The sequence below is a fragment of the Lutimaribacter marinistellae genome, assembly GCF_042648365.1.
GTDB lineage: Bacteria > Pseudomonadota > Alphaproteobacteria > Rhodobacterales > Rhodobacteraceae > Lutimaribacter_A > Lutimaribacter_A marinistellae.
Genome location: NZ_JBHRXI010000017.1, coordinates 28735 through 41935, shown reverse-complemented (window position 1 = coordinate 41935; position 13201 = coordinate 28735). Strand labels below are relative to the sequence as shown.

Annotated in this window: 2 protein-coding genes; one reads left to right on the top strand and one right to left on the bottom strand. The window is 57.3% G+C overall.

Annotation, left to right across the window (positions count from 1 at the left end; translation table 11 throughout):
• Positions 1 to 148 precede the first annotated feature (148 nt).
• Positions 149 to 10648 carry a beta strand repeat-containing protein gene (locus ACFORG_RS16650; protein WP_386736663.1) on the bottom strand — a complete coding sequence of 3500 codons (10500 nt, stop codon included), beginning with the start codon at positions 10646 to 10648 and terminating at the stop codon, positions 149 to 151.
• Positions 10649 to 11612: 964 nt separating this feature from the next.
• Here ACFORG_RS16650 and ACFORG_RS16645 point away from each other — a divergent pair.
• Positions 11613 to 13142 carry a DUF6538 domain-containing protein gene (locus ACFORG_RS16645; protein WP_386736662.1) on the top strand — a complete coding sequence of 510 codons (1530 nt, stop codon included), beginning with the start codon at positions 11613 to 11615 and terminating at the stop codon, positions 13140 to 13142.
• Positions 13143 to 13201: the final 59 nt, after the last annotated feature.

Sequence of the window (13201 nt, the reverse complement as noted above, 5' to 3'; positions counted from 1 at the left end):
TGGTCAGTATGTGCCCCGCTTAGTCTCGTTGCGTAACTTCTTCATGACAAGAGATTTGTCGAATTGAAGGAATGCATCACGGCGGGGGACTTCAAACGCCAACGCCCCAGCAAAGAGCCGGGGCGTTGGTTTGGAACAGTGCGCAAGATCAGATGAACGGAGTGTCGTCGACCTCGAGACTTGTGACGCCCCACCTCCAGGTGAGATCGCGGGCCTGCTGGAACTCGAGAACATTGTCACCGACCTCCAGTTCAGCGGCGGTGAACTCGAGCTGGTAGGATTGCAGCCCGTTATCCACACCTGCGGCCAGGAACCCTTGGCTGTTGCCATTGAGGAAGACTTCGACCTCGTTCGAGAAATCGATGTCGAACCCTTCGACGAAGACGAACAGATCCTCGTCGGTGCCGACAAACGCGAAGGAAACGGATCCATCGGCATCCGTCATGCCGTTGAAGTCATTTCCGTAATCCGCATTGTCGCGCACTCCGCGCTCCAGCCGGGCATCTGCAGGCTCGTTTTCGCTGATCATCACATCGGTGACACCCCAAGCCCAGGTCGTATTCCGAGCCTGCACGAACTCGATGACATTTTCTCCGACTTGCTGCTGAGCTGCGCTGATCTGGAACTCGTCGTAGGACAGGCCATTGTCCTGACCGACGCCGAGGAAGCCAAGGCTGTTGCCGTTCAGCAAGACCTGAACCTCGTTCGAGAAGTCGACGTCAAAGCCCTGCAGCGAAAGGGTGATATCCTTCCCCGTCCCGGCAAACGCGGCCTTGACGATGCCGTCGGCATCCGTCTTCCCATCGAACTTGTTCCCAAACGTGCCGGTTTCGATCTGATCCGGTGTCAGACGCATATCGGCATCGGCCTGAACAAGCAGGTCGGTCACGCCCCAGGTCCAGCTGATGTTCCTGGCCTGCACGAACTCCAGGACGTTTTCACCAGCCTGCTGCTGGGCAGCGGTGATCAGGAAATCATCCGGCGCAAGGGCATTGTCCGCGCCCACGTCCAGGAACCCGATGTTGTTCCCGTTCAGAACGACCCTGACTTCGTTGCCGAAGTCTATATCGAAGCCGTTGAGCGATACGCGGGCATCGATGCCAAGACCTTCGAACGTGTAAGCGACCTGTCCGTCAATCGCAGTCGCACCGTTGAAGTTGTTGCCTTGTTCGGTCGTGTCGGTCTGGGCAATCGTCAGAGGGATCCGGTTGTCGATCTTCACATCCGTCACGCCCCAGCGCCACGAGGTGTTCGTGTTCTGAACAAACTCGAGGATATTGTCCGAACCTCTGAGGGTGCCGTCGGGCAACACGATCTCGTAACTCGCAAGACCGTTGTTGACGCCCGCTTCGAGCACCTCGACCACCTGACCGTTGAGGCGGACCGACATCTCGTCATCAAAGTCGACATCGTAGCCCTTGAATGTCAGGACGTTCTGGCCCGGAAGGGCATCGAACCGCGCCTGCACCACTCCTGTCGGACTGACGGCACCGTTGTAGTTGTTTCCGTACTGTCCGGTTTCGACCACTTCCTTGGTCAAGGTGAAATCGGCGCCAGCGACATTCACGGTCACCGTACTGGCCCCCGACTGCGCCCCTGCGCCATCTTCCACGATCACCGAGAATTCCGCGGTGGCGGATGGATCACCATCCTGCGCGAAGGTCACGTTTCCGTTGGTCACGTCGTCCAAGGTGAAACTTGTCGCCAACACGCCATTCAACCGAACTTCGCCATTGGTTGAGGATTGCACATGGAAGGTCGCGGTATCGCCCACGTCCGGATCGACTGCCGTCAGATCAGCGGTGGTAAGCGTGACAGATCCGAAGGGCGTGGTCGAAAGCGTCAGGTCGCCGCCAATTGCCGGATCGTCGTTCGCGCCGACATAGTCGACGATGAAGTCCTGGGTCGCGGTATCCGTCCCGGCCACTCCGCTGTCGTCCTGAACCGTGACCCTGTAAGTCATGCTCAACGTTTCGCCTTCCGTAAGGAAATCGAGATTGGCATCAGTCAGGAAATACACGATAGAGGACGACTGCGTTCCAGACGCGCCCGGCGGGAAGCTGGTTGTCTGAAGCGTCGGAGCAGTCTCCAGCGCCGCAAGGTCGGACGCAGAATGTGTCAGACCAAGCGAACTGATGGCCGACACGGTCGACAAGGACATGGAAGCCCCGTCGCTGATGTCGGCGTCGGAGAAGTTGACCACACCAAAACCACTCTTCAGCGAAGCGCTCCCCGTTTCGCCCGGGTTCTCGTCGACCGTCGCAGGGCGCGCCGTGGTAAGGAATACGCCCGAAATCTGCGGAGTATCGTTCCGGCCCTCCACCGTGATCGAGATCTGCGTTCCGTCGGTCGAGTTTCCGTCGGAGATGTCATAGGTGAATGTCAGCGTCTCGCTTTCGCCCACCGCAAGATCGGTAAACTCGGATGGATCGAAGCTAATGCCGCCAGCATCCGAAACCGTCAGAGATGTAAGCGCACGTCCGCCGTCTGTCCGCGTCAGGTTCTGAACGGTGTGCGTGTCATTCGTATCAACATCGCTGACATTCGCGATGAGATCGGACACCGTTGCCGTGAACGTTCCGGCGTCCTCGTCCGTCGTATCGGTCAAAGGCGCCCCGGCAGAAACCGGGTCATTTGTTCCGGTTACGGTTATTTCGACAAACTCTTCGACCGAGGTCCCGCCGCGGCTGTCGGTGGCAGTGACACCGATTTGAACGGTTTGGGTCTGCCCTTGGCTCAGGTTCTGGAAATCGGAACCGGGATCGAACTGAAGCCCGGTCGGATTGATTTCAAGCCCCTGAAGAACAATCGAGGCGGAGCCACCTGCAGGTTGTGACGAGACGCTGTAGATCAGGCTCGCGCCATCGTCTTCGTCATCCGTGTCCGAACCCAAGGCCGACAAGTCCACGACAATCGGAGCGCCGTCTTCTTGCGCATTCCCCGTGCCTCCGGCCGCAACGACTGGGTCGTCGTTCTTGCCGGTGATCCGGAAAGTGACATCAAAGCTTTCGGACGCGAGTTGCGCATCCGTCGCCGAAAGCGTGACGGTCACATCCTGCGTTTCGCCCTCATTGAGCGTTTCGAGTCCCGCGCCAGGGGTGAATTGCAGAGACGGTACAGCGCCATTTCCAACGATCACCGAGTTGCCGGCCGGGTCCTGAGCCGTAACGGCATAGGTCAGCGAGTTCGTGTCATCCTCGGCATCGGCATCGATATCGGAACCCAGTGCAGCGGCCAGGCCAAATGTCGCGACATCGCCCTCTTCGACCAACGTTCCGGTTAGGTCATAGCTTGCAGCAGGCTTCGGCCCATCGTTCACACCTGTCAAATTGACAGTGACAGTCTCGGTCGTGGAGTTTCCGTCGCCGTCTTCGACTGTGTAGGTGAAACTGTCAACGCCGGCTTCGCCCGAATTCAACGCTTCGAAAGCACCGTTCGGATCGTAGGAGAATGTTCCGTCGCCAAGCATGTCGACGGTTGCCCCAGATGCGATCGTAACGGTCGATCCGATCGCATTACCATCCACCTCGGTGACTGTCAGATCGCCAGACCCGAGCGCGATATCGAAATCGTTACCAAGTACGGATCCGTTCGTGGAGCTGTCCTCGTCGGTTGCGACGCTGTCTTCTTCCGTGAAGATCGAAACCGTCTGGTCCGAGAATTGCAGGTTTTCGACGTTGGTAAAGGTATCCGTGCCATCGGCGCTTACGACGGTCGTGACGCCCCCGACCTGCGTTACCGTAGAGTTCGCGAACGTATCAGCGATGATGGCAGTGTCGTCGCCTGACCCACCATCGAAGCTGTTGTTGGCGGTTCCACCGGTGAAGCTGTCATCGCCATCGCCACCGACGGCGTTGGTGATACCAGACAATTGATCGCTGCCGATACCGGCACCGGTTGCCGTTCCACCGACAAGGTCTATCGCCACCGCGTCGGTTTCATCCGACGCATCGTACGTATCGGTACCCCCGGCGCCGGTAACGGTGTCGTTGCCGCTGCTGGCAAAGAACACGTTGTCTCCGGCGTCACCGGTCAAGCCGTCCGCCCCCTGGCCGCCCCTGATGTTCTCTATCCCGGTAAGGCCATCAATTCCGATATCGGAACCCGTTGCGAACCCTGTCCCGACTGCGAGAGGTGAAAGGGGGTTGCTGCCGAGGTTGACACCAACAGAGTTGATCGCATCGCTGAGGTCCAGCGTATCTATGCCCGCTCCGCCGTCGATGGTGTCGTTTCCTCCAGCGCCCGACAAAGTATCGTCCAGCCCGGCACCAACGATCATGTTGCCAGCGGCGCCGCCATTCCAACTGACGGTTGACGCATCACCCGTGATCGACCCTGTTCCCGTGACCGCACCATCGCCAAGAACACGAAGGCCGATCCCGGAACCGGTAAAGCTGTTTGTGCCGGCAAAGCTGCCAGAAGAGGCATCGCTCGCATCATATCCAAAGAACACGCCGAACGAGTTGTCCGCAAAGCTGTTCCCGGAGAAGTCGGCATTGGTTCCCGGCCCGAAGAATGTCGAAACGAGGACACCTGCGGAAACCGATCCATCAGATGAAGCAACACCGCGGTTTTCCGAGATCACATTGTCGGTTACGTCGATATCGGCTCCGGCGCTGATATCGAGCGCATAATCCAAATGATCGCCGTCACCCTTGCCGGTGTACGTGTTGCCGCGGAATTCGCCGGTTGTCCCCGCGCCGTAGTAGAGCACGCCCACCCGACCTATGTTCGAGAAACTCGAGTCTATGACGTCGACGTCCGACGCGGCACCAAAGGCGGCAATAGCAGTGCCTGCGTAGTTGGTGCTCGGGTTATAGCCGATGTTTTCGAAGCTCACGCTATCGAACACGCCGGAGCCTTTGTGCCGGACGCCCTGCCAGATATCGAAACCGGTTCCGTCCATCGTGAGGTCGGACATACTGAACGTGACACCGTCGTTGACGAGGAAGGTGCCTCGACTGTCGCCGCTTGTACCGGTACTCGCGTTCACCTTCAGAGTCGTGCTGGCCGATCCGAGGCCCACGATCGAGATATCCTTGTCGATCACAACTTGACCGTTAGGGGTTCCGTTCTCGATGTTCACATCCCCGGACGCGACCCGAAGCGTCGAGCCCGCCGTCGCAACAGCGACTGCGTCTTCGATGTTATCGAATGTCCCGATCAGTGCGTTGCCGGCATCAAAGACATGAACCGCATCGGCGGTATCGATCACGCCATCGGCAAATTGAAGTAGTTCGACATCCGTAAGGGTATCTGTTCCTTCATCGCCATCGCCGACGTTCGTGTCGGTGATCGCCGTGAAGCCGGTCGCGCGGCCATCGGCATCAGTTGTTGCGGTCACGGCATAATCGCCGACACTCCCCGCATAAACCGCTGTGTCTGTGTCCGCCCCGCCGTCGATCGCGTCATTACCAGCGCTACCAAAGACCGTGTCATTGCCCGCATCCGTTGAAAACGTATCGTCACCAGGAGTTCCGGCAAACCCGTCGGGTCCTGTTCCGCCAATGAACTGGTTGCCCGACATGTCTTCGGTGCCGTTTTGATTTTGCAGCGTGACACCGCGCGAGTCCCCTCCGGACGAGTTGTCGAAGGTATTGTTCGTGATGTCCGTATCGGGACGACGCACACGCAACCCGGTATAAAACGCTCCGCCCGTTCCCGTGAAGGCGTTGCCGTCTATCACGGACCCGGCAGCATCGATGGTTGCAAGGTAGTTGCCTTGCGAGTTGCCATCGATATTCAGGCCACCCGTTGTCCCCGAGACGGTGTTGTTGGTGAATGCGAGGTTCGTGACATTCGCGGACAGCGCGTCACCTCCACCATTGCCCAATACAACCAACTGGCGCGGCACGTTGTTGCCAACGTTAAACTGGCCCGCACTTCCGAGGCCCTCAGGTACTCCACCGGTGTAAGTGACGCCGGTGAAGGCATTGCCGTCGATGGTCGAGTTCGACAGGGTTCCCCCGTACTCGTTCATCAGGCCGGCATCGCCACGTGCCTCGATCGTGTTGCCGAGAATATTGATGTTGTCGTGGCCAGTGCCCTGTATGTAGACGGCGGCGTTCTCGATCGCGCCGTTGCCGTTGTTTCCAAGGATCGTAAAGCCTTGGCCGCTTCCGCCGATGGTGACATCGCTGACACCCGGGTCGATCTCGATCGCGCCGAGCGCCCCGTTCTGACCATCGATTATCGTGCTTGCAGCGCCGCTTGCCGAAACAAGGGTGAGCGCCTTGTCGATAACGACGTCCTCGGCATAGGTGCCTGCACCTACCGTGATCGTGTCACCGGGGCTGGCCGCATTGACAGCGTCCTGTATGGAGGTGAACACGGATTCCGAGCTGGATATCGTCACTGGGCCCGGAACAAACGTATTTGTTCCCAGAAGGGCCGAATTGTCGGCCGCGTCGTAGTCAAAGAAACCCTTGTTGAATGTGTTTCCGTCAATTGTCGAGGTACCACCCCAGCTGGCACCAACTGCGCCAAGCCCCATGTCCTCTAGCGTGTTGTCAAAGACGTTGTTTGTAACCGCGAGGTTCAGGTTCCCAACAGGATAAGCATCGGCTGAAACACCCACCAGGTTGTTGATGAAGTGATTTCCATCAACGGTCACGTCATCGGAACCATTCACATAAGTGCCGGTATGGAACCCGCTGAACGCGTTGTTTGTCACGCTCATCCCGTCGCCGTTGCCCACCGAGTTGACGACGCCGCGAGAAGTGTCTCCATCGACTGCACCCGACCGATAGAACACGGAGTTCGATATGTCTGCATTTGATGCCTGGACATGGATCGTCGCAAGTTCGAAGGCGCCTCCGCCCGAACCTTCGGCAAAACGCATACCGTCAATCGACGTATCATCGCCAAGAACGATCAGGCGGCCCTGCATCGAGGATTCTCCGACGCCACCCATCAGGTCGCGCGAGACGTCGCTGCCTGCGGTACCGTCGAACACGCCGTTGATGGTCAGACCCGTCAAACCGACGGGGATGGTGACATCCTCGACGTAGGTTCCTGCACCGACGTTTATGGTACCGCCGTTAGACGCAGCATCAACGGCGTCCTGAATGGACATACCGTTGTAGACGTTGATTTCGCCTGACGTCAGATCAAGCACGATGGAGCCGTTGGTCAGCTGGCCCGCGGTTTGCGCAGCTGCCTCGTTGTCGAAAAGCGTGATCGTCGTGTCGGTGATCACAGCGAAGGTCGCCGTGCCTTCGTTGTTCAACGCCAGAATCTGCTGTTCGTCATAGCTTGCGGCTCCATCGATGAAGGATGTGGTGCCGCTATCGAGATTGAAGTCATTGAGTTGAACCTGAACCCCGGTGCCAAAAACCTCGAGCGCGGCATAGCCGGGCGATCCAGAGAAGGTATTCGTGCTGACGAACCCTCCATTGCTCTCGATCCCCATCAACAGGTTATCGCCTGTCACCTGATTGAAGACGATGTTGTTGCCTTGGCTGATGGCACCAAGGCTTGCATTGCCATTGATGTAGAGCGTCTGGGTCGGGCCGCTGGATGTCATCACGTTCTGGGCAATCAGCGAGCTCATGAGCCCGAAAACGTTCGCCCCATCCGAAGCACCGCCCGAAAGGAAGGCGTTGCCCGTTCCACCATCGATATTGTTGCCCTGAACGGTAATGTCCGTGTTTATTCCGACGGCATAAATCGCTGCCAGATCCCCAGCGCCGGCATCGATGTCGAAGCCTTGGCCCACATTCCCGATCCGTACCGAACTGACTTCGGTTTCGATCCGTATCGCGGCGCCTTGGTTCACCCCCGCGCCGACGATCTGCGCGCCCCCGTCGTTGACGGAAAGCAGGTCGATGCCGCTTGTCGAAATCGTTACGGGTCCGTAGGTGCCGTTATCGACAAGCACGGTGTCGCCGGAGGCCGCAGTGTCGACAGCTTCCTGGATCGACATGCCGCTGAACACGTAGAACGTGTCGGCCTGCGGATCGTATATCACTTCGCCAGCCTGAACAGCAGCTTGCGCGGACGCGACGTCGGCATATTCGCCGACTATGGTGTTGGTACCCGCGGTCTTGATCTGAATGGTGTTGGAGTTTGCCGTCTGCAGCGAGACGCTGTCCACGGCCACGCCTCCGGCGATGTCAATATTGGTGAACCAACCGTAGCGGTTTCCACCCACGGCGGTTGCGATGTCGTCGGACGGATCGGAACGAACCTCGGTGAACATCCAGTTGCCGGCAGCATCATAGACATTCATTGCAACTTCGAGATCGCCGTCGGCGTTCTCGTATGCATTGTGCTCGAGAGTGTACCAACCGGCGGTATCGATCGAAACGTGGTTCTTGGTTTCAAGGTTGTTCTGCGGATCAAAGTTGCTGTTGTTGTCCGCGCCGATCAATACCGTTCCAGTGTCAGCATCCTTGGTGACGTGGAAGATGAAGTCGCGCTCGTGGTTTCCATCTTGCCCGTTCGCCGCTACTGACCAGTCAAAGCCTTCGCCGTCGGCCCAGGTTGGATCAAGATAGACCTTGATCTGTGTCGTCCAGCCGCCTCCGAAGTCGGTACGGTAACCATCGAAACGGGTGAATGGGCCAGACTCGTTCCCAGGAGTTCCGGATTGTTGGGCAAGCGCATAGTACCCGCCATCCGCGGCGCTGATCCCACCAAAGCCGCTAAACAACATTGTCAGCGAACCATACCCGGTTGGCGTCAAGAAACCGCTTGTGTCGGCTTCAAAGCCCTGCGCGAATTTCTCTGTGTAGCCGGACGTATCCGGGCTGTTGCTATCCAGTTCAAAAGCGATGCCGCCCATCAAGACGGATTCGATACGGACCAGCTGATCGGTCCCCTCGTCACCATCCGTCGTGTCCGAATCTGTGACGGTGTAGCTGCCATCGGGGTTCTGAGCGATTCCGAACCCATCGCGCGAGCCGCCATAAGCGGCCTGATCGGTTCCTGCCCCGCCATCCAGGTCATCATCACCTTCGCCGCCAACCAGAGTGTCGTCTCCGGCGAGGCCCGACACCGTATCGTTCCCACCATAATCGGTGTCGCCTTCGGCGAGGGCGTTCAGCACATCGTCGGCGTCGGTGCCGACAAAGGTGTCAGCGGCATCTGTTCCCCGAACGAAGGAGTCGAAGGGGGCACCTGTCGAACTGTTGTTGATGGTCACCCCGGACATGTCCAGACCGCTGGTTCCCGCACCGCCAGAAAAGTTTCCGGGATAGCCGGGATTGGCAGGCGCATCCGTTCCCGAAGAACCGATCGGGTCGACGAAGACAAGATACCCCCAGTTTGCGGAACCGGTGAGCGTTACATTGCCAAGGCTCAACCCGGAAAGGTCATTGAAGCCCTGCACGGCCAAATGCGGCTTGTGGTACGCTCCATCGACGGTGACATTGTTGATGGACACTGTGCCGATGGGCGCCGATACGTCGTAGGTCGACGGATCGAACCCGGCAATCTGAATGGCATTGTCGCCCTTGCTGGCTGTCGCATCGCCTTCGACACGGGTGCTATCGATGTCGACGTTTTCAATGGTGGCATCGCCATGATAGTTGAAGAGAACAATGTCCCCGGTACCGTTCGATCCCCCCTGTCCGTTGTCGAGGAAATCCGAGTTGGTGATCGAGATATGGCCCAGGCCGGGTGCACCGCTCCCAGAACCCACGCCATGCACGGTGTTGCCCGAGTAGTCGTTATTGTCGAGCATTAGGTTGTCGAGCATCGCTGTCGACGACACACGAACACCGACTGAGTTGTTCTCGAACGAAAAGCCTGAAATCTCTACTGTGGCGCTGCCACCATCATTGATGTCGCCGGTCAGCTGTATCCCGTTGCCGGCTGAATCGATTACGGGCTTGTCCCCGGCCGCGTTGGCAACGCCGATGAGGTTCAGTTCCTTGCTGAGGCTCAGGCTTTCGTTATAGGTTCCCGCACCAACGATCACGCTGTCGCCAGCGGCGGCGGCATCGATTGCCGCTTGAATCGTGCCGTATAGCGTCGTCGTGTTCGACGCTGACGAGTAAAGATAAACCTCACCGTCGAGCGGACTGAAAGCAGGGTTGCCATTGGTTGCGCGGGCGGTGTCCAACTCGCTGAGTTCCAGCCCATATCCGATATCCCATGCAATGCTTTCGCCAAAGGCTTGGTTGTCGGAGGTTCCGGCAAAGTAGGGCCGATCACCAAAGGCTTGGCCTGCAGCGCTGCGCGGATCGGCAACAAGATCGCCGATGCCGTCTCCCGTAATATCAACATTGTTGTTGGGGTCGGCTTCGGGGTTCGTGAACCGCGAAACGATCGGAGAATTCCCAAGGTTGCCCAGCAGATTATCATGGTAACTCTGCCCAGGGGCAGGTGCACCGCCGCGGTCCTTCGCGATTTCGAGAATAGGCGCCCCGCCATCCTGGAGATAAGCAACATACTCTTCGCCCAACTCGACAAACAGCATGTTCACCGTCAACGCCAGTTGCCCAACCGTCGTGGAGGCGTCGTTCAACACAAAATCATAGTCGGAGGTCAGCAGGCTCCGCGCGTTCGCGAAATCTCCTGCCACAGTCGTAACGCCGGTCGCATCGTCGTAATCACCGCCGACTGCGGCAAGCGCAGGGAAAGTCACATAAGCCGCGTCAAGTTCCGCCCAGATGTCCAGTATCTGCTGTTTGGTCAAAGCCATTGGTCTACCTTCCCTGTTGTTTACAACCGCGCGAACTTCCGCTGCACGGCTCAAGGCCTCTCCCGCGTGAACCACTCGAGAGACCGAAATCTAATTTTTCCTGGAAGTTCAGCCGGCAATAATGCGAGCGGTGCAAATCCAACGAATTAAGAACGTGCAAAACGGATATCAGGAAAGCACGCACCGGTTGATCAGTTTGGCAATCTGACCGACACGAATATCCATATCACCAAGAATGAAAACTTCCTTGGCCCAAGTGCAAATATTCCGCTATTTGACGCGCCCTGCGCCAATACACGACAAAACGTTTACCGATGCCCCGAACGCCCCCCGGAATAATCACTTCCCACTATCAGAAGCGTAATCGGGGTTAAAATTTCAATCAAGATGAGAGAGAGTTTATCTTAAAATTTGTTAACATAATCGGCTCAAGTATTTGTTTTATTATATTTTTTCGGAACCCAACAGACAGAAAAACGTGACCCCACCAAGCAGGGTGGTAAACATCTTCGCATTATTCGGGAAAATACAAAAGGTTAATCAACCTTTAATTGCAGCGGCAGCCAAAGCTCAAAATGAACCACTGGGCCAAGAATGTATCGATTCGATCCAAGGGCCTTCAATAACGACCCCAAACACCCAAAATCACAGATTCAAGGATATGAGAATAGCGAGCGAAAGCAACAACCCACTCCAGAGGCCCAGCGAATCATTGAGAGAAAAGCATAAAGGCAATTCCAAATGATACGCGGCAAGAAAGAACAATTCCCGCCCGTAGAGCGCTCTGGTGGTTGAGAAACGGCAGAGATACAAATGGTGCCCCCACACGGCAAACCGGGAAGAGGAGAAACCATTTCCGCGCCCACGGTTAAACACCCAGTTCCGTTGCAGAAATCGTCTCCGAGACCGTGTTCGGGGCGATCCATGCAACCGCCCCTTTGTGGGGCAGACTGTGGAGCAGACCATGAGCAACAAAACCTCGACCCTTTCAGACGGCTTGGAACTGCGCGGGAGGATGTACTACGCGCGGTTTCGCGTTCCCACCCGGTTCTACAGCGTTGAAACGCGGCGCGAAGTCAACAAATCGCTAAAGACACGCGATCGCCGGCAGGCCAGGTTCAAGCTCGAGCAAATGCGCACCCAGCATGAAATGCAGTGGGAGTCTCTGCTGGCCGAGAAAGAGGGCCGGGGCACCATCGACAGCTTCATTCAAATGACGAGTTTCCTGGAAACCCTCTCGCTGCCTTTTCGCCCTTTGCAGAATATCGTGGGCGGGCCGCTCGAAGATGTGCTGGCCCGAATCGAAAAGATCGACAATTTTGGCACGACCTCGGAAGCGGTTCCTGCAGTTCTTGGCGTCAGACAATTTCCCGAAGTGAAAGTTTCGGAAATGGCTGATCTGATGAAGCGTCACCACGCGAACAAGATCTCGCGCAAAAATGCGTATCAGACCCGGGCGTGGATATCAAAATATCAGCGGGCGGCTGCATCCTTCATTGAAGTTGTCGAGGATAAACCGATAAACCAGATTTCAGAAGCCAACGCGATGGCCTTCAAGAAGCACTGGCTGGAACGTCTGGAAAAGACCAAGCTAACGGCAAACTATGTAAACAAGCAGATCCGGCATTTCCGCCAGATGATCGACACCTACCACGAGATGTTTGCAGTCCCAACGAGCGAGCGTCGCAACCCGTTCGAGGGCATGAACCTCAAGAACGCCGGATCATTTTCTAATGACGAAGGCACCAAGCTTCCGCTCCCCTCCAACTGGGTGCAGCGTGTCGTGTCCGGCTACGTCTTTGCTGGCTTGGACAAAGACCCTCAAGCCCAGGATATTGCCATCGTTGTGGCGCAGACTGGTGCCCGGCAGAGCGAAATCTGCGATCTGCCGCCGCACAACATCGTTCTCGACCATCCGATCCCGCATGTCATTATAGGCTTCGTGAACCGCGATGACTTCAAATGCGAGATCAAGAACAAGGCATCCGAGCGGGTCATCCCTCTTGTTGGACCTGCTCTCGACGCCATGCGTCGAAACCCCAAGGGTTTTCCAAAGTATCGTGGCAAAGGCACGATCAGCAATGAAATCGGCCGATATCTTCGGGACAACAACCTATTCCCAGTGCCCACGGATGCAGAAAAGGCTGAAATCGCGCGCCGTGCCGAAGCCCTTGGCCGCGATGTCAATGATGCGTTGCAGCGCCCCTTCACCTTTGGCTCTACTCGTCACACTTTCGAAGACCGCATGCAGGCGTTGGGCTTCACCAACGAAGAGCGGGCTTACATGATGGGCCATTCGCTGACGCAGGTGCGTGGTCGCCCGGTCTACGGCAGTGGTCCGGACGTCGCGCTGCGCGCCTTGTACATGGAGCTGGCTTCTTACCCGACGGACACCTGGTCTCCGCGTGCCAGCGCCGAACTGTGGGCCAGAGTCGACGCGCATCTCTTGAAGATGGGATTTGAGCTCCGCCGTCCGCGTGCGCAGGCTGCATGATGCTATGGCCAGAACAGATGCTGATTTCAACGACCGTCGAAGATTTTGGGGGTGTCCGC